The following is a 26,874-nucleotide window of genomic DNA, read 5'->3' as shown; positions in this document are numbered from 1 at the left end:
TTGAGCTGAACCCAAAAATACGGACAGTTAAATAAATTATTCAAAGGAATGTAATCTATAATCAATAGGAGACATTCCTTTTAAATTCTCCTTAATTCTTTTCGTATTGTACCATTTAATATACTCTTTTATATCTTCTATTAATTTTTCATAAGAAGAATAATTTTCTCCATAAAACATTTCTTGTTTCAATATTCCAAAAAAATTCTCCATTGGTGCATTATCTAAGCAGTTTCCTTTCCTAGACATACTTTGTCTTATATTGTTATTTTCTAATATTCTTACAAAACTACTATGTTGATAATGAAAGCCTTGATCTGTATGAATTGTTAAATCTTCTTTGTTTTTTATTCTTTTTAAAGCTTTTTCTAATGACTTATTTGTTAAAGTTACTGTAGGACTAAAACCTATTGAATATGATATTATTTCTCCATTAAAAGTATCTAAAATCGGTGATAAATATATCTTCTTTTCACTATTTCTTATTTTAAATTCTGTTATATCTGTTAGCCATAATTTATTTGGTTTATCAGCTTTAAAATTTCTATTAACAATATTATTTGCTATCTTTCCTACTGTTCCTTTATATGAATTATACTTTCTAACTCTATTTTTAAACTTTATACATAAAAGTTCATTTTCTTTCATTATTCTTAAAACTTTCTTGTGGTTTACAATAAGTCCATATTCTAATCTTAATACCTTACTTACTCTTCTATATCCATATCTTCCTTTAGATTCTTTTACTATATCTTTTATTTTTTCAATAATATAAATCTCTTTTGACTTTATCTGTTTATATAGTTTTTCTTTCCACTCATAAAAGGAACTTTTATTTAATTTAGCCACTTTTAACCATTGTAATATTGTAATTGATTTATATTCTTTTGCCTTGCTTAATTCAATTATCGCTTTTGCTTTTTCTTTGTTTTTAAGTCCTTTTCCATAAGCAAGGCTTGAAGTTTTTTTTCATAAGCTATAGCTGCCTTTAATAGGAGATTTTCTTCTCTTAGTCTTAAAAGTTCTTCTCTTTCGCTTTCTTGTAAATTTTTTTTTCTTTTTTGTTCTATTGGTATAGATTTTTTCATTTTAGGCTTTCTTCCTTTTGTTTTACTATTTAAACCTTCTAATCCATATTCATCATATTTCCTTTGCCAATTAACTATGATTGAATCATTTGTTATATCAAATTTAACAGCAGTTTCTCTGAAAGTTAGATTATTAGTTTTTTTATATTGTAATACAAACAGCTTAAAATTACTAGTATAACTTTTATTTTTTACTTTTTTACTTACGCCTTTAATACCATTATCCATATACCATTTTATCCAATTTTTGATTGTTGATAGTGGTATTTTATATTTTTTTGATAATTTACATTGACTAATATTATTTTTCTCATATTCTTTAATTACTTTTATTTTTAATTTTTTATCATATTTTGACATTCAAAAACCCCCAAATCCTTTGTCCGGATTTAGGGGTTCACATCAAATCAAGGTCTTTTTAAAATTAATTATTTAATGATTTTTTCTTTTTAAGCATATAAACTGAACCTGCACAGAGCATTACGAAAAGCCCTGAAACAATAAATATTAAAGTTCCAGTTCCACCTGTGTATGGGTAAGTAACTTTATCATTTTTAATATCTATTTTTTGTGTTTGGACATTTCCATAAATATCTTCATATAGAACAATATTTCTAGGAGTTTCTACACGTCCCTTAACTTCTTTTACAAGAGTTATTGTTCTATCCTCAGCATCAATTCTTATATGATATTCAATATTTGTCTTTGCATATCCCATTGGTGCAGTCTTTTCAGTTAAAACATAGTCGCCAGTAGGGAAGTCATCTGGAATATCAAACTTAAATCCATTTTCTGTACTTGTTGTTAAGTCATAAGATTGAGTTTTTTCTTTAGGTCCTTTTAATTCTAGTACCAAAGTACCTTGTTTAATAAGCTCTCCTAAAGAATCTTGTTTGCTAAACATAAAATACATAGGATTTAATTTAAAGTTTTGTATTTGATAGAAAAGATCTTTTGAACCATAAATTGTTTCTCTATACTTAATCTTTCCTTGGTTTGTTACTTCGAACTCTCTTACAAAATCTTTTGGAAGACGAAAACCCTCAGGAGCTTTTATTTCCTTTATAGCATATTTTCCAACTTCAAGATTATCAAATTTGAATTTTCCGTCAGCTCCAGATTTAACAACAAGATTTTTACCATTTTTTTGCACTGGTAAATATCTTTCGGTGATATCTTGTTTATATAGTTCAAATTCTACATCAGGTAGGGCAATCTTTTGTTCATTTTCAATTTTGTATTTGAAAAATTCTACTTCGATATTTTTAGTATTTGTTATTTTAACATCTGCACTTTCAGATTTAATGAAAGTTTTGTTGTTTGAATATTCAATCTTACTTTCAAAACCTTCAAGTGCAACTTCCTTTACAGTATATTCAAAATGATAACCTAAATTATCAAAAGGAATTAATTTTTCAAAAGTTCCAGTCCAATTTCCAGCTTTATTTAAAGTCTTTTCTGCAATTTCCTTTTCTCTATCAGCTGCTGCTACATTTGGATTTGTTGATTTTCTAACAAGTTTAACTTTGATTTCCTTTTTCATACTATCTGGTAATTCTGTACCATTTTTGTATTTCCAAACCTTTTGAACATTTACATCAATAGTATTTGCCTTTACAGAAGGAACAGGGAAGTCTCTTTTTGTATTAGGATTTTTCTCGTTTGGAGTTAAAGTAGTAGGTCCATTTGTAGGATAGAAGAAATCACCTTTATATTGAGGGTCTTCTGTTCTTAAATTAACCTTATATCTTAAATTAACCCATTGGTTTGCACCCAGATTTAATCCTGTCATAGATATTTTTCGAGTATTTTTATCGTAACTGACACTGACACCGTTTAGAAGTGAAGGATTTGATGCGGTAAGTTTATAGAATTTATTTCCGTCTAAATTAGCATTCAAATTCAAATCAACCATATCGCCCATTGGATCGCTTACTGAACCGTTAATAACTGTCGGATTAAACAATCTTGCTTCAATTTTTGACAACAAAGTACTTAGTTGATCAATATGTGTAGCATCATAATAATGATTTTTGCTAGTTGACATTCTTTCCATAATGTCTACAGCAGAAGGTTTGTCAACGTGATGTGGCTCAGGATATCTCACTGAGTAACCGTCATTATTAAATGTATAGCCTGATAGTTCTACACCAACAGTGAAAGTTTGGTACTTATTTACTATATTCTTAGCTTCGTAAAGTGTAGGTATACCGTGATCAGTAATATCTAATCGTCTTCCAGTTGAAGCATCAGGAACATTATAAGCTCTATGAATACTATAAACTTCGTCGTATCTGCTATTTCCTTTAGGTACTAATTTGTATGCTTGTCCATCTCCCATTATATTAGTATCTATATTTGAGTATTGTTTTGGCTTCCTAGGAAAAAGTTTTGAATAATACGTGTTTTGTTCCGAAACTATATGCTTAGAATAGTCAAATGTAGCAATTCCGCTTCTATCTACACTCTTCATTTTATATGAACGAGTGGGAGTACCATCTGTCAAATGTATAATATATTTTTCGTTGCTAGCAGGACTTTGATTTTTTAAAATATCTGCTGCACGTTTTAAAGCGGCTTGTGTAAAAGTAGCTCCACAAGACTTACCAAGTTCATAAGGAGCTTTTGTAGGTAATTTAGCAATTATATCTTCTTTGTTCGGAGTTAAAGTTCCAACAGTATTATCAGGGAAATATTGGTTTTCAAAATAGAATTCTTTACAAAGACTTCCATCAAAAACATCTGATCCGTATGTTACTAAAGCAAATCTAACATTTTCTCCTGCTTTTTCTTTAACATTATCTAAAAAAGTTTTAATTGCGTTGTTAGCAGCAGTTACACGGTCATGAGCGCCATGTAGTGGATCACTAGAAAGATTTCCACTTCCATCTCTACCATTAAGTCTCATTGAGTTTGAATTATCTAAAACTATAACAATATCTTTTCTCTTTGCTTCGGGTTTTTCCTTTCCTTGAATTTTCAAGTCAATATAAAACTCTCCGTCTTTTTCACCCTTACTTGCAGTTTTTGAAACAAAGGCTTCATCATACTCAATAGGTTGATTTCTGTAGTTTCTTATTACTCCGTCAATTTCTGTGTAATCAGTAGGAAATCTACCACTCGTATTATCGGTATATCCTATATCAGCCCTAACAATTGTTGGTATGATAAACTGACACAAAAAAACGAATAATAATGAAAAACTAACTAAGGTTTTTTTCGTTTTCATATAAATACCTTCCTTAAAAATAAATAAATGTATAAAATAAATAAATAAATGTTGCAAATACTTGTGTTTTTCCTAAAAAAACGCTAAAATTAACCAATTTTTAAGAAATTGCACATAAGTTTGCACTTATAAAATTTTTCTTACAAAATTTCTCAATATAATTTTACATCATATTTGAAATAAAATCAATATATATTTACATATATTTTTATAAAAAAATTTAATCTAGTAAAATTAAAATATTAAAAAAATATTTTTATAAAAAATTTAAAAAAATATGAATTTAGGTATTGAAATTTATTTTAATTAATGTTATACTAAGCATGAGTTTAAAGAATATTTAAATCAAATATTCATAAAATTTCAATTTATATGGGCATTACTTAAAAATTTTTAGAACTAAAAGTAGAATGATATTTTAGATCTAAAATTTTTACATGTCTAGAAATTTGTTATTATATTTTTATAGGAGGAATTATAGTTATGAAAACAATAACTAAGAAAATTGTTTCAAGTGTTCTAGCATTTGTTATGATTCTTGGAATCTTTGCATCAGTATTACCTACTGCAAAAGTTAATGCTGCAGAACCAAATGGAACTAAAAAAGTAACTTTACACAAATTACTTTTAGAAAAAGAAAAATTAGAAAAATGGGATAGTGCTAAAGTAGAAGAAAAAGGCTACAATGGTACTCAAGACCTAAATCAATTAAACACAATTTTAGCAACAATCGGAAACGGACATCCTGATTCAGTTTCTGAAATCGCTGGTGTTTACTTTGTATGGCAAGCAAAACAACCTGATGGAAGCTTTAAATATGTTAAAGCTGATGGTACTGTAACAGAAAATATTGACGAAGCTTTAGGTGGACTTACAGAAGCTAATGGTAAAGCTTTCGATGTTACTAACCTTCCAGCTGGTGAATACCAAATTCTTGAAGTTAAAGAAAAATCAACTTACGTTGGAACTGATGGACAAACATTAACTGCTCAAAAAGCTGTTCCAGTTGTTATTACTTTACCATTAGTAAATGAAACAGGAACAATTGAAAATGCTCATGTTTATCCAAAGAACACTCAAGAAAAACCACAAGTTGATAAGAACATTGAAGGACAAGCTGACTATGCTAATTCAAACAATCCTAAAGATTTAATTAATAAAACTGTAGGACAAGAAGTTCCTTACGAAGTTAAGACTAAGATTCCTAAAGATGCTACTTATAAGACAATCAGATGGGAAGATACAATGACTAAAGGTCTTACTTACAAAGCTGGTTTAACTCTTACTGCTAATGTTGTAGCTCCAGCTGAAGCTATTACTTTAGCTCAAGGAACTGACTATGAATTAACTGAAAATGCAAGTGGATTCGTATTAAACTTCAAAGCATCTGGTCTTGAAAAAATCGAAGCAGCTGCTAAAAAAGGTGAAGTTGAATTCGTATTAAAATATAAAGCAGTAATCAATGGTGAAGCAGTTGTTGAAACTCCTGACAAGAACCAAGTTAAATTTGATTATGCTAACAAACCAGTTAACTATGTTGACCCAAGAGATAAAGAAATAACTCCAAAGAACAATGAAATTGAAGTTGCTAAGACTTGGGCTGATGGAGCAGCACCAACAGGTGTTACTGTTACTTACTACTTATATGAAAAAGCAGCTAACGCAGCTGATGACAAAGTAGTTGATTCAGTTGTTAAAACTGGTCCAGATTATAACCATAAATTTACTAAATTAGATGCAGCTAAAAAATACTATGTAAAAGAAGTTGTTGCTGGATATTCTCCAGAATACACTGTAAACGCTCAAGGTAAAGTAGAAATTAAGAATACTAAGAGACCTGACGTTCCTACACCAATCATTCCAACAACTCCAGATGTAGTAACTTACGGAAAGAAATTCGTTAAGACTAATGAAGCTGGTACTGAAAGATTAGCAGGAGCTGATTTCGTAGTATTAAATGCTGAAGATAAATATTTAGCATTAAAAGATACTGCAACAGTTGCAGCTGACAAAGCAGCTTATGACCAAGCTCAACAAGAATATGATCAAGCTATTGCAGCTTACAATGCATTAACTAAAGATCAACAACAAGGAGCTCAAGGAACAACTGCTAAAGAATTAATCGAAACTAAGAAAGTTGCTCGTGATGAAGCTTTCAGAAAAGTTAGAACTGATTATGAATGGACTACTCAAGAAGCAAAAGCTATTAAATTCACATCAAACAAAGATGGACAATTTGAAGTAACTGGTCTTGCAGCTGGAACTTACAAATTAAAAGAAGTTAAAGCTCCAGAAGGATATGCTTTATTAAACGGAACTATTAGTTTTGAAGTAAATGCAACTTCTTACTCAGCAGCTGCTGGCGATATCGCTTATGATCCAGCTGGTACAGCAACTGATGCTACTAAAGTTGTGAACAAGAAAGTTTCTATTCCTCAAACTGGTGGAGTAGGTACTATAATCTTCACTGTTGTAGGGGTAACTCTAATGGGAGCTGCTGTTTACGCAATGAAGAAAAGAAATGCTGAAGAAAAATAATATAAATATTAAAAATTAAAGAATTATATCAGGAGATTTTTCTCCTGATATAATTTTAATTAAAGGAGAGGAAGCATTGAGAAAATTTACGAAAAATTTTATATCAATTGTAATGTCTTTTATATTGCTTCTGAATATCGGACTAATTAGCAAAACAGTGTTTGCATCTGAGCCTTTAGATATTTATATTTATTCTCAAAAGGATGATTATGAAAAACATCCAATAGTTAAGACTAAATTAAAAGTTTGGAAGCTTAAAGACGGTTATGCTAGTAAAAATAAAATTGAAATTGTTGAAGAACTTAAAGATTTGAAAGATGAAGATATTTCCAATGAAAATGGAAATTATTTTGAAACTCCAAAAAGTGATAATGACGGAAGAATTACTCTAAGTCTTGAACCAGGAACATATTATGTTCGTGGAGATTCAGATGCTACAGAGGAATATGAAGTTGCACCTTTTGCTTTCAAAGTTCCAGATGATGGAAAATTCATTTACTCTAAGACAATAAAGAAGACGCCCGCTCTTGACGGTAAAGTAAGATTATACAAAGTGTCTGAAGACGGAAAAACTCTTGAAAATGTAGGTTTCAAATTATTTATGAGAACTGCAGATGGAGATGTAGAAGTACCTTTGAACGGAAATTCTTATGATAAAGACGGTGCTCCAAGAACTCTTTATACAGATAGTACAGGACAAATCTTTATTGATAAACTTCCTGCAGGAGACTATTTCTTTAGAGAAGTTGAACCTCTTTCAGGATATACTGTAGATAAAACTGATACAACTTTTACAGTTGTTGACGAAACAGAAATTCCGCTTAGAGTTATAAATAAAAAGACTGAAACGGGAGATAAATTGTTTGTTAAGGTTTCAAGTGGAAAAGATCCACAATTCCTTGAAGGTGCTACTTTTAAGGTAATGGTTAAGGAAGGCGACAAGTTTGTTCCTGTTAAGAGAGATGGACAAGATTATGTACTTGTTTCTGGAAAAAACGGTGGATTTAAAGTTGAAAATCTTCCTTATGGAACTTATTATTTGGTAGAAACAAAGGCTCCAAATGGTTACAGCTTATTATCAGGAAGTGTTGAGTTCAAAATTGACGGAACATCAAAAGATAATGAAGCGACAATAATTAAAAACGAACCTTTCAAACCAGGTATTCCAAAAACTGGAGATATTTTATTTTTATTAATGACAGTTGGAGGATTAGTAATCTTCACAACTGGATATTTCATTAGCAAAAAAGGTAAAAGCAAACAAAATTAAAAGATTTAAAGACAATTAGAAGAACGAGTTAACTCGTTCTTTTTTTATTGCTAAATACAGAATATTTTTGTTTAGAATATAGAACGACGTTAAAGGTAAATAAACTTCGAATTATCTTTGTAAATGTAGTAGAAAAAATATAGTAAAAAAATAGTAGAAAATATAAATATAATTTTATTCTTATATAGTATAGAAAACAAAATAATTCACGTCATAGCAATTAAAAAAGAAAATCCCCGCAACACACGTCATATCAACCGGAGAGTAACGGAGTGAATCTAGCCCTTATTTTTTATAAGGTATAGAAACTTAAATATCTCACGTCTTAGAACCTAGCAAAGAAAGGCTCCTAACACGTCATCTTGAGCGTAGTCGAAAGATCTCAACTATTGCTTGTTTACAAGCAATAGTATTTCTGAAAGAAATAAAAAATAAATATATATTTATGTATCTTCGATACATTTACTTTTGCTAAAGCAAAAGTATGAGATCTCTCCGCTCCGTCTCGCTCTGCTCAACTCCGGTCGAGATGACGTATAAGGGAAGTTCTCTCGTTTAGTAGCTAGACGTTAAAAGTAAATAAACATCAAAATAGATTTATTAAATAAGTAGAAAATAAAAAATAGTATAAGAAATTTTTTATTTATTAAAAAAATCATTTTATTTGTATATTTTAATAATTGAAAATTTTCACGTCATAGCAATTAGAAAAGAAAATCCCCCAATACGTCATCTTGAGCGTAGTCGAAAGATCTCAATTATTGTTTGTTTACAAACAATAATATTTCTGAAAGAAATAAAAAAATAAATTTTGAAAATATATAAAAAATACTGTATTTTTCTTGATTTTATGGTATAATAAGCTTACTGAGTGGGAGTATAAATTATATACAAAAAAGATTTTATATGACATTTTTTAGATTAATAATAATTTTATATTCCGCTATTTAGTTAGAAAGTTTATATTTGGGTAACTATTAATGGTGTTATGTTAGATATTAATAAAATTACGTAGATTTATTTATTTAAGAGGAGGAAAAATGAGCAAAAAGTCGATTTCAAAAATTTTAATTTGTGCATTGTTAATTTCTATATTACCAAAGACAAATTTTGCACAAGAAGAAAAAGTAACTACTGAAGCAGTAAGTACTAAAGAAAAGGAAAATAAGAACGAAAAAGAAGCTCCAAAAGTTGAAGAAAATAAAGAAAATTCAACTGAAAAAAAAGCTGAAGCTGAAAATACAGAAAAACAAAATACTGTTGAAGCTCCAAAATCAGAAGATAAGAAAGAAAAGAGCGCAGAAGAAGTAAAACCTAGATCTGCAAGAAATAAAAGAGAAGTTAAAGCTAATTTCGAAGGAACAGTTACATTTGTAGGACAATGGACTGGTGAATCTAGAAGAAAAGAAGATTCAACTAAAAACTTTACAAATGCTGATGAAAAATTAGGTGCTCCTTTAACTAATCCAGGATTATTTAGATCAATTGGAAAAACTTTCTTAGGTTGGTCAGACAAGGCTCCTGTTGAAAATGGAAAATTAGCTGATGGTGCTAGATTATTCTCACCAGAAGATAAGATTTCAACAGTATTCCCTGATGGAATTCCTGCTGATGCTAAAATTTATGGTGTTTATTTCAGTTTAAATGACCCAGAAACTCCATTACCAGATAGTACTTTTGGTTTAGGACTTTCTATTGTTGGTGGTCTTAATAAGTTCAAATTAGAAGGAACTGAAATAACAATTGATAAGGATAAAACTTCTGAAGAAGTTTTACCAGATACAAAATTAGCAGAAGAAAAAGATGAAAATAAAGATAGAAAAATAATAGATAATTACACTAAAAAAGATGATGTTAATGAAATTCACGAAGTTATTGCAACATCAGAATTTCAAACAGACCCTGTAATATCAATGTTAGTTTATAGAGATCCTCATGTTGGTTATGTTGGACCAGTTTTCTCAAATACTTACAAAGATAATGAATTTAAAACTGATGACGGTAAGACAGGATACACTTATGTAGATATAAATGTTAATCTTGATAATGATTTAGTAGTTCCTGAAAAAATCTATTTAGAATATGAAGGCTATGCATGGAGACCTTTATATGTAATGGGAGCAAATAAACAAGTTTTAAATATCTTTGATCCTAATACAAATGCTGATTTAGGAAATACAAAAGATAGTTTTAAAACTTTGGTAAGTAGTACTAATCCAAAAGTTACATTTGGAGTAAATACTAATAACAATAAGAATTTTACTGTTAGAATGATTATTAGAACTGGTAATGAAAAAATCGCAGAAAGCAATATAACTCCAGATGCAGGTCAATCAATTGCTGAAAAGATTTTACAAAATATGAAGTTAAAAGTTCTTTCAAAGAAAGATTTAAAAACTTTATTACCTGGAAAATCAGATGCAGAATTAAATAATAATGTTTTAAGAATAACTGATGAAAAAGCTAAGGAATTAGCAGATACTGAAGGCGAAACTACTTTAAAAATAAAAGGTTATATTCAAGGAAACACAATGGTAAATGCAGGAAGAATTTCTTTCCTTACTTTAAATCATGAAGAAGAAATTAAGAGAGTTGATGCAAATACAATTGCTCTTGGATATACAATAGAAAAATACAATGTAACTTTTACATTTATTTCCGGAACAGAAGGTAAAGATTTACCAGCTGAAGTTGCTGAAAAACAACCAGCAGACAAATTCGGTATTGAAAATGGAGTAAAAGAAACTCTTCAAAACTTTGCAGATGTTAAAGTTGATGGTGGAACTTGGAAATTCAAAGGTTGGTCAGTAGATAAAAATGGTGTTTCTGAAGCTGTTACAAATGAAGCAACAGTTGATGGAGATGACTTAATTTTAGTTGGAGAATGGATTTTTGTTGAAGATGAAAAACCAGTAGAACCGCAAAAACCAGTAGAACCACAAAAACCAGAACCTCAAAAGCCTGAACCACAAAAACCAGTTCAACCGCAAAAACCAAGAAAAGAAGGAAGTCTTCCAAAAACTAATGTACAAAGCGGATTATCTTATGTAATTCTTGCATTAGCTGGACTTGGTGGAGCATACATTTCAAAGAAAAAAGATAATGAATAATAAAAAAAGAGAAATAGGAATCCTATTTCTCTTTCGTGTATCTAATATGTTACATAGGAGGAGTGAACATGAAAAGATTATTAAAAAAATATATTTTTGTATTTTTATTATCTTTCTTTATTGGACTTTTTGCGATGAATAGTTCATATGCTGAAACTACAGTTACTACTGAAGATCAACTTCAAACTGCAATAAATAATAATGAAGATATAGTTATTAATACAAATATTTCAATTACAAAGTCAATTACTATTCCAAACACTTACAATAAAACAATTAAATTAACAGGGAATTCAACTTTAAATATGAATTTTGTTGGTGATATGTTTGTTGTTCAAGGTGCTAATTTTACATTAGACGGTGGTGTTATAAATGGTAATGAAAATGGTCGTGCTTTTAATATATTTGGTAATTCTAATCTTACTGTTAAGGGTACAACCATTAAAAATGCTAGTACAGAGAAATTTCCTAAAAAGATAGAAAATGGTTCTAATACTCAACAGTATAGTGGTGGAGCTGTTACTATTTCACATTCTGTACTTAATTTAGAAAATGTTATTTTCCAAGAAAATCATAGTAAAGCTGTAACTCCACTTCCAGAAAAAGCTGGTGATCCAGGTATTGAATCAAATGGTGGTGCAATTTTTTCTAATAATTCTACAATAAATGTTAAAGGTGGAAAATTCCTTGACAGTTATTCTGGAACAAGTGAAACTCTATTTGGCTCAAATGGAGAAGGTGGAGCTATAAAGTTAGTTGAAAACTCAGTTCTTAATATTGATGTTTTTGAAAAAGACGGACAAGAAATTAGAACACTTTTTGAAGGAAACCATGTTTATCATACAGATGGTAATAAGGGAGGATTTCAAGGTGGTTCTATTGAAGCTACAAATTCTATAGTTAATATAAATAAAACAGATTTCATTGTAAAAGGTGGTTTCGATACAGGTGGAGCTATCAAATTTGAACAATCTGGTACAAAAGCTAAACATAATAAGATTACAAATTCAACATTCAAATTAGTTGGTGGTCAATTACCAACAAAACCAGTTGCTTCAGCTTATTTTGGAACATCTGGTGGTGCAATTTGTTCAGAAGATTCTTATTTAACAATTACAAGTACAGATTTTACAATGGAAAATAATCCATCTGTAGCTTTTGCTGGTGGTTTTATTGATATAGTTGGATCTGGAGAATTTAATCTTTATGATTCAAAATTAACAGGTAATGGATATGGTTGGAACGACCTATCTAAAAAATCTGCTAAATATGGTGGAGGTATTGCTTTTGAAAATAATTCTTCAGCAAAATCTCATATCAAAAACTCTGTATTATCAAATTTCACAGTAGATCATACAGGTGCTATTATCTCTGTTGGACATAGAAAACCAACTGAAGATTCATACGGAAATACAACAGTTGATTTATTAATTGAAAATTCAACATTAACAGGTGCTAGAGCATATACATTTAATGCAAATTCAGCAGGAGCTGGTCTATACATTGCTCCAAATTCAAATGTAGTTATAAAAGGTGGTTCAATAACTGATACAAGCGCTAATTATGGTGGAGCTATTTACAATAAAGGTAATTTAACTCTTGATAATAAAGCTGCTATTAAACATAATGGAACAACTCAAATGGCTGCCGGAATTTTCAATGACGGCTACTTAAATGTTCATAGTGCTGAATTTGAAAATAATAAGAAAACAGATGATGCATATTTCAGTGGTGGTAATCATCAATTCTCTAATGGAGAACATTCAGGTGGAACAATCTATGCTAAAAAAGATGTGATTATCGGAACTGATGCAACATTCTCAACAGCTGATAAGAATGACATAAGAGTTATAGATAAAAAATCTTCTGTTATTTTAAGTGGAGCTAGAAATTCTGTAATAAATGTTTCAATCAGTGAAGTAGACAGTGAAGCAAATGATGGATTTTATGGAAGAGATTTTGTTGAAAAGGCTCATAGACATGTTGGTTATTTAGTTGGAAAAGGTCTTGAAAAAGCAGATTTAAAAGCTACTTATAAACCAACTGGAGCTGAAAGCTATAAACCAACAGCTGAAGATGCAAAAAATTTCCATTATGTTTCTAAAACTGTAGAAGCTGATAAAATTGCTGATGTTTCTGACCATGTTGGAACTGGTCTTTGGGACTATGTTTTAAATCCAGATAACAATACAGTTGTTCTTGGACAAAGAGCAAAAATGGTATATCATACAAATGAACCAACTGCTACTATAGATAATGGTTTAGCTGATAATGACCCTAATGGTCAAAAATTAGAGCAAATTTATACTTTCTATGATTCTGGAAATGGAAATCCAAGAGTTTCAATAGACAATGTTGCTGCTACTGAACTTACAAAAATAGATAAAGAACCTACTTTAGATGGACATGATTTTATTTCTTGGTATAATGATGAAGCTAAATCTAAACCATTAGATAAACTTGCTGATTCTAAGAAATATGATTTTGCTAATTCAACATTTACTAAGACTTGGAGTGCTAATGCTACTTCAGAAATTACAGATATTTTAAATGTTGCAAGTAAAAATACTTTAAATACTTATGCAGTTTACGAAAAAACTCCTGAAAAAACTTCAATTGAAGTTAAAAAGGAATGGGTTGGAGAAGTAAAGGAAACTACTGTAAAAGTTCAACTTTATAAAAATGGTGCAAAACTTGGGGATGAAGTAGAATTAAATGAAGGAAATAATTTCTCTCATAAATTTGAAAATTTATTGGTAAAAGATACTGAAACTCAAGCACAAGCGAATGTGTATGAAGTAAAAGAAGTTGGAGAGGCTGATGGAAAAGTTAGTCATGGAGAAAATAGTTACAATGTAGAATATAAAACTGAAAATAAAGTTGTAACAATAACAAATACTCACACTCCAAAACCAGTACCACAACCGGACCCAGTACCACAACCGGACCCAGTGCCACAACCGGACCCAGTGCCACAACCGGATCCAGTACCGCAACCGGACCCAGTGCCACAACCGGATCCAGTGCCACAACCGGATCCAGTACCGCAACCGGACCCAGTACCGCAACCGGACCCAGTACCACAACCGGACCCAGTACCGCAACCGGACCCAGTACCACAACCGGACCCAGTACCACAACCAGACCCAGTACCGCAACCAAATCCGGTACCACAACCACAAAAGCCACAAGTTCAAAAAGAAGGCAATCTTCCAAAGACAAATATCCAAAGTGGTATGTCTTATGTTGTACTTGCATTAGCAGGGCTTGGTGGAGCTTATATATCAAAGAAAAAAGATGATAAATAGGAAAAATATAAAAAAATAGAGAGTTAAAAACTCTCTATTTTTAATTGAAATTTTAATTTATTTTAAAATTGCTTGATTTTAGATTTTCTAAAGTATTTCTTACAACTGGGATTGAAAGCAATAATACAGTTATAACACCTTCTGTTCCTATATATGAAAGATTATACCATATTGAGTATAGTAGTGGATTCCATCCTTCTGGTGCATAAGAACCAAAGAATACATATCCTGAAAATACTGCAAATACAAATCTTCCTATAATTGATACTAAATAAGCAAAAATTAATTTATCTTTTTTATCTGCAAAAAATCCACTAAGTCCAAGTGCGCCAAATGCTAAAATATAGTCTATTATTGCTTGAACCGGTGTATATACTTCAGGCTTAATTAATAAATTTAAAAGTCCAAAAGAAATACCTGCTATAAGTCCAACTCTAAGTCCAAACATATAACCAATGAAAACTATAAAAATCATTGAAAATAAAGTCATGCTTCCTCCTTGTGGAAGACTAAAAATCTTTATTTGATTTGCACTTATACCAAGAGCCAAAAGAATGGCAGAATAAGTAAGCGCCTTTGTAGAAAATATTTTTTCGTCTTTTCTAAAATAAAAGACAATAAATAAAAAAGAAAAGGAAATCAACAAAATAAGAGTTGTTTTTCCTGCAGTACTTGAGAAAAATTTACCAAAATTTTCCATAAAAAAAACCTCCTAAGATATTCACTAGAAAGCCCATAAAAAGAGTATTCAACTTTCCTACGTCAGTATTATCTGAATCAGGTACAAAGGGTATTTCTCAGCTAAATAGCACCCCTAGCGAATAAAAATATTTTGTATTTATATACTTTATTTTTTTACCCTTCAATTAAATTCATTAAACATTATATTTGTTGAGAAAATCTACTAAAAGTGATATACTTTATTCATATTTGAAAGAATTAGAGGAGATATTATGAAAAAAATATTAAATTTAGCACATAGAGGGTTTTCTGGAAAATATCCTGAAAATACAAAAATAGCTTTTTTAAAAGCGATAGAATATAGTGATTGTGACGGTTTTGAAACAGATGTTCACATGACTAAAGATAAAAAATTAGTAATTATTCATGATGATACAGTAGATAGAACTTGCTCAAATGGAAGTGGATTTATAAAGGATTTGACATCAACAGAGCTTTTACAAATGGAATTTGGTTCACATAAGGGAAGTGAGTTTTTAGGTGAAAAAATTATATTTTTAGAAGAATTATTGCAAATAGTAAAGGATAATAAGTTATTTCTAAATTTAGAACTTAAAAATAACTATGTTTTTTATTCTGGACTGGAAGAGGCTGTTATAAATATGGTAAAAGATTTTGGACTAAAAGATGATGTAATTTTATCTTCTTTTAATCACGAATCAATGGAACTTTGTAAAAAGATAGATTCAAGTTTTAAAACAGGATTACTTTTTGAAAGCCCTTTGATGAATACAGTTGAGTATATGAGGGGAATTAAGCATGAAGCGGTTCATCCGGGATACTATATGCTTTTACAAAAGCCTTCTTGGGCTGTGGAATTTAAAAAAATGGGTCTTGAGATAAACACTTGGACAGTTAATGACGAAAAATATATGAAATTTTTAATTGAAATGGGAGTAGATGCTCTAATAGGAAATTATCCAGATTTAACTTCAAAAGTTCTAAAAGATTTATAAAAAAGTATTGCAATATATATTTTTTTGTGGTATAATTTTTGAGTGTCACTCTTAGACGCTTTGATATTTAAAAAGCCTTGCCTTTTTACGATATCGATCGCATAGCAGTCGAGGTTGCGATTAATAAATCCTCGCCTACAAAATCGCTGGGTAGCGATGTCTAAATAACCCAATATTGTAAAAAGAATTAAGGAGGAATGAAATGAAAAGTTACGTAGCAAAACCTTGCGATGTTAATCGTAAATGGTATGTAGTTGATGCAAAAGACGTTGTTTTAGGTAGACTTGCAGCAGAAGTTGCTTCAATCTTAAGAGGAAAGAGAAATGTTAGATTCCAACCATCATTCGATATGGGAGATTATGTTATTGTTGTTAATGCTGAAAAAGTTAAATTAACTGGAAACAAATTACAACAAAAAGAACATAGATACTATACTGGATATTCAAATGGTTTAAAAGCTATTTCTTATGAAAAAATGTTACAAACTAAACCTGAAAAAGTTATTGAATTAGCTGTTAAAGGTATGCTTCCAAAAAATGTTTTAGGAAGACAAATGTTCAAGAAATTAAAGGTTTATGCTGGTCCAGAACACAATCATGAAGCTCAACAACCAGAAGTTTTAACATTAAGTAAATAGGAATAGAAAGGAGATATAACATATATGGCAACTCAATATATAGGAACAGGAAGAAGAAAAACTTCTGTAGCTAGAGTTTTCTTAACACCTGGAAATGGAAAATTTGTTATTAACAAACAAGATATAGATGAATATTTTGATTATGATACATTAAAGGTTACTGCTAAGTCACCTTTAGAAATAACAGAAAGTCTTGGTAAATTCGATGTTTACGTAAACGTAAAAGGTGGTGGATTTACAGGACAAGCTGGAGCAATCAGACATGGTATTGCAAGAGCTTTATTAGAAGTTTCTGCTGAATTAAGACCTGTATTAAAAAGAGCTGGTTTCTTAACAAGAGACCCTCGTAAGAAAGAAAGAAAGAAATATGGTCTTAAAAAGGCAAGAAGAAGCCCACAATTCTCAAAGAGATAGTAAATATGAATTTGAAACGTTGGAAATTTTTTCCAACGTTTTTTTTATGTAAATTTAATTTAATTTAATAAAAATAAAGATTTTATAAATAAAAAGTTTCACGTCATAGCACTTAGCAAAGAAAAGCTCCCAACACGTCATCTTGAGCGAAACGTAGTATATTCAATCTAGCCCTAACTTTGTTTATATATTATATAGAAATTAAAAAGTTTCACGTCACGATACCTTGCAAAGAAAAGCTCCCAACACGTCATTTCGACCGAAACGGAACGTAGTGAAGTGAAGCGGAGAAATCTCAACTATTGCTTGCAAACAAGCAATAGTATTTCTGAAAGAAATAAAAAATGATGTATCTACGATACATTTACTTTTGCTAAAGCAAAAGCATGAGATCTTCTCAGTCGATTGTACTCAAATCGAAGATTTGAACAATCTTTGCGTCAGACCTACTTTTGCTTGTAAACAAGCAAAGTTAGGGCTAGATTCATTTCGCTTACGCTACAGTCGAGATGACGTATAAGGGAGTATCTTCGTTTGATAGTTTGACGTAAAAGGTAAATAAGCTAATGTAAATAAAAAAACAACTATTATAGTTGTTTTAATTTCCTAATATTTCAATAGCTTTTAAGTATTTTGTTCTTCTATCTAAATCTTTTTCAGTAATATTTTTTAATCTTTTTAAGTTTGAATTATGTCTTAAATCTGATAACTTAACGGCTTTTGCAATCTTATTTGTCTTTACTTTATTAATATAAGTAAAATATTCTTCCCCATCACTATGAGTTAAAAGTTTTATAGCTTCTAATTGCTCATCGTCTAAAAAACTAAAATCATCAATACAATATAAATCACTATCTTCAATAACATCATGAAGTAGAGCGACTGTCTTTGCTCTAATTCCTTTTACTCCTAAAGCTACATTAATTGGATGGAAAATATAACATCTTCCAGCTTTATCTTTTTGTTTAATGTGAGCTCTTAGCATAATAAAAAATGCATTAATTAATTTTAACATAATTCCCTCCTTTAAATAAAACTCTATAATTATTTTATACCCTTTTAAATGTGAAGTTTTTAATTGTTTAGACTATTTTTTATAAATACTTCTGTGATGTATCTACGATACATTTACTTTTGCTAAAGCAATAGTATTTCTGAAAGAAATCAAAACTTTTTTTCAAAAAGTTCATTTCTTTGTGAATATAATAAACACTTAGCAATTATGGACTAAAATACTAACTTTTTTTAGTAAAAAATACTGTCTAAATGTGTTTTTTTTAGAAAAATGTGATATAATATATTACATAATTATGACTTATTATAAGGTTTTGAGTAAATAAAACAAGAGAATTTATAAAAGATTTTTTTTAAAAGTTAATAGGAGGAATTATGAAAAAACTTGTTAAAGTTGGACTATTAGCATTAGCTATTGTTGCGACTACATTTATTGCAGTTTTTGCTAATAATAATTCATTTGCCGAAGAAAATGCTAATAAAGCAGATGAAAAAATTAATATTTCCATAAAAACTGATTGGGTAGGATACTACTGGGGAAGTTTCTTTGTAGAATTATATGCTGATGGTGAGTTTGTTAAAAAGGACGCCGCTGAATCATATACTGACTGGAATTTCGAATTTAAAGATTTACCTAAATATAATGCTGAGGGTAGAGAGATTAAATATACAATAAATGTAGATGATGAAAGTTTAAAAGAAAATAATTTTGTTACTACAATTTCTGGTGATGCACAAAATGGTTTTGTTGTTAAGAATACACTTTTAACTAATGTACCTTTTACAAAATATTGGAATGATATTAGAGGCGGATACGTTATTGCAAGACCTGGTACACCTTCTCCAGCAAGTTTTAGACCTGGTAAACGTGTTGCTACTACTTCAAGAGCTTCAGGTATTCAACCTAGATCTAATAACAATGCTTCAAGAACAAGTGAAAGAAAATTTCCTGATTCAAGAGTTCCATTGCCTGAATCAATTACAGTTCATTTAGTTGCAAATGGAAAAATAGTTCAAACAAAAGTAGTAACTGCTGCTGATAATTGGGAAGCTGTATTTGAAAAAGTACCGATGTATGATAATGAAGGTAATCGAATAGACTATGAATTAAGAGAAGAACCAGTTAAAGGTTTTAAAATAGGTGAAAAAAGCTCAGACTTTATTTTAAATAAAACAATTTTCGATATTCCTGTTGAAAAGAAATGGGTTGGAAATAAAAAAGAAGGTGCAGAAGTTTCATTATACAGAGATTATGAAAAGACTGAATATGATAATAATACTGGTAATGAAGTAAAAGTTCCTGTTAAGGGAGAGCTTGTTGAAACTGTAACATTAAATGAAGCTAATAATTGGAAATACACTTTTAAAGATGTAGAAGAATATTATGCAGATGTTTTAGGTCATAGTAAATATAAATACTATATTAAAGAAACTGAAATTGACGGATATAAAACTGTAATCAGTGGAGATGACGTAAAAGGCTTTACAATTAAAAATATTGATAAGAGTAAAATGTCAATTCCTGTTGAAAAGACTTGGAAGGGTAAAACTGCTGATGAAGTTGAAGTAGTTTTAAAAGCTGATGGAGTAGAAAAAGAAACTGTTAAATTATCAGAAGCTAATGATTGGAAACATACTTTTGAAAATCTTGATAGATTAAATGATAATGATGAACTTATTAATTACACAGTTGAAGAAAAAGCATTAGATAATTACAAAACAGTACTAAAACAAAAAGATCCTGAAGATATTTCAAAAGGTGTAGAAATAACAAATTATGAGTTAATTGATTTAAAAATTACAAAATATTGGAATGAAATGCCAGCTCCTCGTATGTTACCTACTGGTGTAAATGGAGATTTTGGTGTTGAAAATGCTGTTGTAGTTAATAATATTTTAGCTGCATTAGGTGCTGATAAAGCTGAAAAATCCGTTGTTCCATTACCTGAATCAATAACAATTCATCTTCTAGCTGATGGTGAAGTTATTAACACAAAGGTATTAACAAAAGCGGATAATTGGACTTATACAGTTGAAAAATTACCTTTATATTCTGAAACTGATGGTCATAGAATTAAATATGAACTTAAAGAAGATGCAGTAGAAGGTTATAAAACTTCTCTCGTTGAATTTGATTTTATTACAAATAAATCTATTATAGATATTCCAGTTGAAAAGAAATGGGTTGGAAAAGCTAAAGATGAAGTTGAAGTTCAACTTTATAGAGAGTATGATAAGACTGAATATGAGTTATTAGATGGTTCAAAGAAAGTAACTAAAGTAACTGAGCTTGTTGATACTATAAAATTAAACAAAGCTAATAGTTGGAAATATACTTTTAAAGATTTGGAAGAATTTTATGTTGATTCAATTACTTCAACTAAATATAAATACTATGTAAAAGAAATTGAAGTTGATGGATATCAATCAGAAATAAAACAAAATGATGAAGAAGATGTTACAAAAGGTATTGTAATTACTAATAGTGAAAAACCAGTACCAACACCAGATCCTCAACCAAATCCAGATCCTCAACCAAATCCAAATCCGGTACCACAACCGGATCCAAAGCCAGAACAACCAAAGGCAAGCATTCCTCAGACTGGAATTGATGCTAATATCATTATGTCATTAGGACTTATGACTGCTTCTGGAATAGGACTTGGAATTTACGGTAAGAAAAAAAGAAAATAATAAAACATAAGTGTCGATAATAAATCGACACTTTTTTTATATTAAGCCTTATAATTTTTTTAAAAAAAACACTGACAAAAATAATTGTTTATGATATACTAAGTATATAGTGATATATTACAGCAGAATTAAATTGATATTTATTGAAAATATATATAAAATCTTTTGTTATTTTGGAGGATTAAATATGAAAAGATTATTAAATGTTACTTTGCTTATACTTGCCATTTTTGTTGGAAGTATTGTTGGAATAAATAATAATAAAGTATTTGCAGATAAAAGTGAAGATGATAAAACAAGTGTTTCTATCGAAGTTAATTGGATTAATGAGGAGTTATTAGCTTCTGTTGAAGTTGATTTATTTGCAAATGATAAACTTATTAATACCGCTACAATAACAAGTGATGCAGATTGGAAATATGTTTTTGAAAATTTACCTAAATACAATGCTGAAGGTAAGTTGATAGTTTATACTGTTTCACAAAAACCAACAGGTATGGAAAACTATCTTAAAACAAGAGTTACTGGAAATATGAATGGAGGATTTGTTATTACTAATTTTCAAGTCAAATCAGTGCATATCATAAAGTTGTGGAATATATCACATCCAGGTGAGCCATCTCCTATGAGCTTAAATCCGGATAAATTAGAAAGCAATTTGAATGGAAAATTAGAAGTAGTAAATGGTGTGAGGGAAGATGTACCAGTGGATGCTTATGGTAATCCAATAGATTCTCCTATTTCGAAGGTTCCTATGCCAAAATCAATAACAGTTAATCTTCTTGCTGATGGTAAAATTGTAGCAACAAAGGTAATTACTGAAGAAGATAATTGGGAATGTAATTTTGAAAATATGCCAAAATATGATGAAAAAGATGGGCATGAAATTAAGTATGAAGTTAAAGAAGAACCTGTAAAGGGTTATAAAGCAATATATCATTACCTTTATTTCGGTAACTTTATTATCAATAAATCAGTTGTAGATATCTCTGTTGAGAAGAAATGGGTTGGAACTCCAAAGGATGAGGCAGAAGTAACTCTATATAGAGATTATGAAGTTTCAGAATATGATGTTTTAACAGAAACATTCAAAAAATCAGTTAAAACAGAAGCTGTTGAAACTATTAAGTTGAATAAAGATAATAATTGGAAACATACTTTTACAGATTTAGAAGAAATGTATACAGAATTTGGGAATTTAACAAAATATAAATACTATGTAAAAGAAAAAGAAATTGATGGCTATAAAACAGTAATCACTGGAAATGAAGATAGTGGGTATACAATTACAAATATTGATATAAGCAAATTGTCTATACCAGTTGAGAAACATTGGTTTGGAACTCCTTTTGGCAAAGTTGAAGTTATTTTAAAGGCTGACGGAATAGAAAAGGAAAGGGTTGAATTAAATAGAGAAAATAACTGGAAACATACATTTGAAAGTCTTGATAGAGTAAATGCTGATGATTCCGTTATAAAATATACTGTTGAAGAAACACCGATTGAAGGATATAATACAGTTATTAAACTAAAAGATGAAGCAGATGTTTCAAAAGGATTTGTAATTAATAATTACAAACTATTTGACTTAAAAGTTAATAAATATTGGAATAAGGAACCACTAAATCTTGCAGTTCCACAATCAATAAGAGATATTTTGAGAAATGCCAGACTTGTCAGTTTATTAGAAGAAAAATCATTAGTAAAACTTCCAGAATCAATAACTATTCATCTTTATGCTGACGGAAAACTAATAGCTACCAAGGTATTAACACAAGCTGATAATTGGTCATATGTATTTGAGAATTTACCGATGTTTGATGAAAAAGATGGACATTTAATCAAGTATGAAATTAAAGAAGATCCAGTTCCTGGTTATAAAACTATTCTGGGTTCAGACTATATAGTTAATAAATCTCTAATAGATATTCCGATTGAAAAGAAATGGATTGGAAAAGAAAAAAATGAAGTTGTAATTCAGTTATATAGAGATTATGAAGTTACTGACTTTGAATTTAATAGTGCAATATTATCAAAAACACAAAAAACTGAACTTGTTACAACTATTAGATTAAATAAAGAAAATAATTGGAAATATACATTTAAAGATTTAGAAGAATTTTATACTGACCAAAATAGTTCAAGTAAATATAAATACTATATAAAAGAAGTTGAAGTTGATGGATATAAATCAGAAATAAAACAAAATGATGAAGAGGATATTACAAAGGGAATAGTTATCACAAACAGTGAAACTCCACCTCCACCAACAATTCCTACTCCTAAACCAAAAGAACCAGGATCAAAAATCCCAAAAACTGGAATTGATGCTAATATCATTATGTCATTAGGACTTATGACTGCTTCTGGAATAGGACTTGGAATTTACGGTAAGAAAAAAAGAAAATAATAAAAAAAGCGTCGATAATTAATCGACACTTTTTTTATGAGTAAAATACAATAAAATTATTTAACAAAAATATGAAAAAGTTATAAACTATAAGAATAAATCGTTATTAAAATAATTATTAACAAAAAAATGAACAAATTGAGACATTTTGTGATATAATTAATATAGTTTTACACTTAGTGTAAAACTATATTAATTATATCGTGTTTACAATAAAAAAATAATCGAAAAAGAAACACGATATAATTGAATGAAGAAGATATTACTATATATTAATTTCACCATAATTACCATAAAAAATAATCAAAAAGGAATTATGGTATAATTAAGATACCAAAGTCAAGAAATAAGAGATACAATAAGATTTAGGTAAGATAATATAGTTTTACACTTAGTGTAAAACTATATTAATTTCATCATAATCTACAATAAAGAAAGTATTAAAAAAGGAGATTATGATATAATTGATTGAAGAAGATATTACTATATATTAATTTCACCATAATTACCATAAAAAATCAAAAATGGGTTATGGTAAAACTAATTGTTTGTATTAGGTAAAATGTGGTATCCTATTATTGGACACAAATTTGATATATTATTTCAATTTATTTATATAGAATTTTTTATAGGAGGTTCTTGATGAGTTATAAGGTTTATAAAGACTCTATCGGAGAAATTAAGGTAGAAAGCGATAAACTTTGGGGAGCAACTACTCAAAGAAGTTTTGAAAACTTCAAAATTGGGGACTATAAGATGCCAACTGAAGTTATCAGAGCTATGGCAACAGTAAAATATGCTTGTGCTATGGCAAATTACGAGCTTGGTGATATAAACAAGGAAAAATTTACAGCTATTGAAAATGCTGTTCAAGAAATTTTTAGTGGAAATCTTGATGAACATTTCCCACTTGTTGTTTATCAAACTGGTAGTGGTACACAAACAAATATGAACTTGAACGAAGTTATTGCAAATTATGCAAATCAAAAGGTGGGTAAAACTTTAATTCATCCAAATGATGACGTTAATAAATCTCAAAGTTCAAATGATACTTTTCCAACAGCTTTGCATATAGCTTGTTTAGATGTTATTGATAGAAAACTTATTCCGTCAATGAAAACTTTAATCTCAGCTTTCAAGGCTTTTGAAGAAGCAAATAGTGATGTTGTAAAGATTGGTAGAACACATTTACAAGATGCTGTACCAATTAAGATTTCACAAGAGTTTAGTGGTTATAGAAATTCTATCGAAAAATGTTTGGAATATATAGAATATACAAGAAAAGGTCTTTTAGAAATTTCACTTGGAGCAACTGCGGTTGGAACAGGAATTAATACAAAAGAAAACTTTAAGAATATTGTTGCAAAATATGTTTCAAAGATTACTGGAAAAGAATTCAAACCTGCTGAAAATTTCTTCCATTCATTAACAATGAAAGATGCAGTTGTTGTTTCTCACGGAGCAATAAAAGCTCTTGCAATGGATTTATTAAAGATTGGAAATGATATAAGATTTTTAGCTTGTGGACCACGTTGTGGTTTTTCAGAAATTGAAATTCCTGCAAATGAACCTGGAAGTTCAATTATGCCAGGAAAAGTTAATCCTACACAAATAGAAGCATTGACTATGGTTTGTGCAAGAGTTTTAGGAAATGATACTACAATTAGTTTTTCAGCATCTCAAGGAAATTTTGAACTTAATGTTTACATGCCTGTTATTATTTACAGTTTTGTAGAATCTGTAAACTTGCTTTCAGATGCGATAGAATCTTTCGTTAAAAACTGTGTAAGAGGAATTAAGGTAAATAGAGAAGTTGTAGAAAAATACTTGAATGAATCTTTAATGCTTGTAACTTCACTTAACCCATATATTGGATATGATAAGGCAAGTCAATGTGCAAAATATGCATTCAAAGAAAATACAACTTTAAAAGAAGCGGTACTACATTTTGGTTATTTAACTGAAGAAGAATTTGATCAAATTGTAGATCCTAAAAAAATGGTTTAAATATAGTTTATATAAAGGAGAATTATTAGAAATGGAAGCAAAACAAGGATACAGAGTTGAACATGATTGTATAGGAGAATGTTTAATTCCTGAAAATGCTTATTATGGTATTCATACTCAAAGAGCAACTGAAAACTTCAATATTACTAGAAAAACAACAAATCCTGAAATGATTAAATCAGTTGCAGAAATTAAAAAAGCTTGTGCTATTACAAACTTTGAAGCAGGAGTTTTAAGTGAAAAGAAAAAAGATGCAATAGTTTTTGCCTGTGATGAAATTATTTGGGGAAGATACTTAGATCAATTCATTGTTGACCCAATTCAAGGTGGGGCTGGAACAAGCCATAACATGAATGCAAATGAAGTAATTGCAAATATTGCTATTGAACATTTAGGTGGAAAACTTGGAGATTATTCAATAGTACATCCAAATGATGATGTAAATATGGGACAATCTACAAATGACGTTTATCCAACTAGTGGTAAAATTGCTCTTATTAGACTTTTAGGTGATACTATTGAAAGCTTAAAAGAATTAGAAAGTGCTTTATTACAAAAATCAGAAGAATTTGATGATGTAATTAAAATGGGTAGAACTCAAATGCAAGATGCTATTCCTATTAGACTTGGACAAGAATTCAAAGCTTATGCAACAGTAATTGCTAGAAATATTAAATTATTCAAAACTGCATGTACAGTTTTAAAAACTGTAAACATGGGTGCTACTGCAATTGGTACTGGACTTAATGCAGATGTAAGCTATATGGACAAGATTGTAAAAAATCTTGCACAAGTTACTGATATGGAATTAGTACAAGCTGAAGACTTAATTGACGGAACACAAAACATTGACGTTTTCGTTCACGTTTCAGGTCTTGTAAAGAGCTGTGCAATCAGTATGTCTAAAATAGCTAATGACTTAAGACTTATGTCTTCAGGTCCAACTTGTGGTTTTGCAGAAATCAACTTACCAGCAAGACAAGCAGGAAGCTCAATCATGCCAGGAAAAGTTAACCCTGTAATTCCAGAAGTTGTTTCACAAGTTGCTTTCAACTGTGCAGGAAATGACTTTGCAGTTACAATGGCAGCAGAAGCAGGACAATTAGAACTCAATGCTTTTGAACCAGTAATTTTCTACAATTTATTTGAATCAGTTGAAACTATTGGTAAAGCTGCAAATACATTTGTTCATAACTGTATCTTAGGAATTACTGCAAATGCAGAAAGAACTAAAAATATGGTTCACAATAGCTATGGAATAGTAACAGCTTTCGCTCCACATATTGGATACGAAAAATCAGTTGAAGTTATTCAGAAAGCTATTGAACAAAACTTACCTGTAAAGGCAGTTTTAATAGCTGAAAAAATTATGACTGAAGAAGAAATTGACAATATCTTAGACGTATTCTCAATGACTACACCGGGAATCGCAAAAAGAAAATAATATATTAAAAGGGC

Annotated in this window: 16 protein-coding genes and 1 riboswitch; of the genes, 11 read left to right on the top strand and 5 right to left on the bottom strand. The window is 29.6% G+C overall.

Annotation, left to right across the window (positions count from 1 at the left end):
* Positions 1-36: 36 nt before the first annotated feature.
* The 3 genes from ACLGL0_RS07075 to ACLGL0_RS07065 form a co-directional block, all read right to left on the bottom strand.
* Positions 37-906 (bottom strand): IS3 family transposase, encoded by an 870-nt coding sequence (locus ACLGL0_RS07075; protein ID WP_411013467.1) that lies wholly within the window; start codon positions 904-906, stop codon positions 37-39.
* Positions 906-1,448 (bottom strand): helix-turn-helix domain-containing protein, encoded by a 543-nt coding sequence (locus ACLGL0_RS07070; protein WP_411013180.1) that lies wholly within the window; start codon positions 1,446-1,448, stop codon positions 906-908. Before ACLGL0_RS07070 ends, ACLGL0_RS07075 begins: the two co-directional genes overlap by 1 nt.
* 64 nt (positions 1,449-1,512) lie before the next feature.
* The gene (locus tag ACLGL0_RS07065; RefSeq protein ID WP_411014165.1) at positions 1,513-4,317 is read right to left on the bottom strand and encodes a SpaA isopeptide-forming pilin-related protein; all 2,805 of its coding nucleotides are present in this window, start codon (positions 4,315-4,317) and stop codon (positions 1,513-1,515) included.
* A 483-nt stretch (positions 4,318-4,800) separates the two neighbouring features.
* On the opposite strand from ACLGL0_RS07065, the gene ACLGL0_RS07060 reads away from it, so the two are divergent.
* The 4 genes from ACLGL0_RS07060 (at position 4,801) to ACLGL0_RS07045 (ending at position 14,543) form a co-directional block, all read left to right on the top strand.
* Positions 4,801-6,855, top strand: coding sequence for a SpaA isopeptide-forming pilin-related protein (locus ACLGL0_RS07060; RefSeq protein ID WP_411014164.1), 2,055 nt, complete (start codon positions 4,801-4,803; stop codon positions 6,853-6,855).
* 76 nt (positions 6,856-6,931) lie between these two features.
* Positions 6,932-8,125: an MSCRAMM family protein gene (locus tag ACLGL0_RS07055; RefSeq protein ID WP_411014163.1), complete on the top strand. Its 1,194-nt coding sequence runs from the start codon at positions 6,932-6,934 to the stop codon at positions 8,123-8,125.
* A gap of 1,040 nt (positions 8,126-9,165) precedes the next feature.
* Entirely contained in the window at positions 9,166-11,235 is a 2,070-nt protein-coding gene (locus ACLGL0_RS07050) for an SHIRT domain-containing protein (RefSeq protein WP_411014162.1), read from the top strand.
* Positions 11,236-11,303: 68 nt separating this feature from the next.
* The gene (locus ACLGL0_RS07045) at positions 11,304-14,543 is read left to right on the top strand and encodes a Cna B-type domain-containing protein (protein ID WP_411014161.1); all 3,240 of its coding nucleotides are present in this window, start codon (positions 11,304-11,306) and stop codon (positions 14,541-14,543) included.
* Positions 14,544-14,595: 52 nt separating this feature from the next.
* Here ACLGL0_RS07045 and thiT read toward each other — a convergent pair whose 3' ends face one another.
* A complete protein-coding gene (gene thiT, locus ACLGL0_RS07040) occupies positions 14,596-15,243 on the bottom strand; it encodes an energy-coupled thiamine transporter ThiT (protein ID WP_411014160.1) in 648 nt (215 codons plus the stop codon).
* A gap of 37 nt (positions 15,244-15,280) precedes the next feature.
* Positions 15,281-15,369, bottom strand: a riboswitch (TPP riboswitch).
* 127 nt (positions 15,370-15,496) lie between these two features.
* Between thiT and ACLGL0_RS07035 the strand changes: the two genes are divergently transcribed.
* The 3 genes from ACLGL0_RS07035 (at position 15,497) to rpsI (ending at position 17,291) form a co-directional block, all read left to right on the top strand.
* The gene (locus ACLGL0_RS07035; RefSeq protein ID WP_411014159.1) at positions 15,497-16,240 is read left to right on the top strand and encodes a glycerophosphodiester phosphodiesterase; all 744 of its coding nucleotides are present in this window, start codon (positions 15,497-15,499) and stop codon (positions 16,238-16,240) included.
* Between the two features lie 202 nt (positions 16,241-16,442).
* A complete protein-coding gene (gene rplM, locus ACLGL0_RS07030; RefSeq protein WP_411010424.1) occupies positions 16,443-16,877 on the top strand; it encodes a 50S ribosomal protein L13 in 435 nt (144 codons plus the stop codon).
* Positions 16,878-16,901: 24 nt separating this feature from the next.
* Entirely contained in the window at positions 16,902-17,291 is a 390-nt protein-coding gene (rpsI, locus tag ACLGL0_RS07025) for a 30S ribosomal protein S9 (protein WP_233055833.1), read from the top strand.
* A 598-nt stretch (positions 17,292-17,889) separates the two neighbouring features.
* On the opposite strand, the gene ACLGL0_RS07020 is transcribed toward rpsI, so the two are convergent.
* Positions 17,890-18,306 carry a GTP pyrophosphokinase gene (locus tag ACLGL0_RS07020; protein WP_411014158.1) on the bottom strand — a complete coding sequence of 139 codons (417 nt, stop codon included), beginning with the start codon at positions 18,304-18,306 and terminating at the stop codon, positions 17,890-17,892.
* Between the two features lie 374 nt (positions 18,307-18,680).
* On the opposite strand from ACLGL0_RS07020, the gene ACLGL0_RS07015 reads away from it, so the two are divergent.
* From ACLGL0_RS07015 to ACLGL0_RS07000, 4 genes are all read left to right on the top strand, one after another.
* Positions 18,681-20,999 carry a Cna B-type domain-containing protein gene (locus ACLGL0_RS07015; RefSeq protein WP_411014157.1) on the top strand — a complete coding sequence of 773 codons (2,319 nt, stop codon included), beginning with the start codon at positions 18,681-18,683 and terminating at the stop codon, positions 20,997-20,999.
* Positions 21,000-21,186: 187 nt separating this feature from the next.
* A complete protein-coding gene (locus ACLGL0_RS07010; RefSeq protein ID WP_411014156.1) occupies positions 21,187-23,409 on the top strand; it encodes a Cna B-type domain-containing protein in 2,223 nt (740 codons plus the stop codon).
* 642 nt (positions 23,410-24,051) lie between these two features.
* Positions 24,052-25,416 (top strand): class II fumarate hydratase, encoded by a 1,365-nt coding sequence (gene fumC, locus ACLGL0_RS07005; RefSeq protein WP_411014155.1) that lies wholly within the window; start codon positions 24,052-24,054, stop codon positions 25,414-25,416.
* A 31-nt stretch (positions 25,417-25,447) separates the two neighbouring features.
* Positions 25,448-26,860 (top strand): aspartate ammonia-lyase, encoded by a 1,413-nt coding sequence (locus tag ACLGL0_RS07000; RefSeq protein WP_411014154.1) that lies wholly within the window; start codon positions 25,448-25,450, stop codon positions 26,858-26,860.
* The last annotated feature ends 14 nt before the right edge of the window (positions 26,861-26,874 follow it).

This window comes from Parvimonas pharyngis (genome assembly GCF_046569675.1).
Lineage (GTDB): Bacteria > Bacillota > Clostridia > Tissierellales > Peptoniphilaceae > Parvimonas.
Note: the sequence above shows the minus strand (reverse complement) of the source record. Positions and strands in the feature narration are given on the sequence as shown.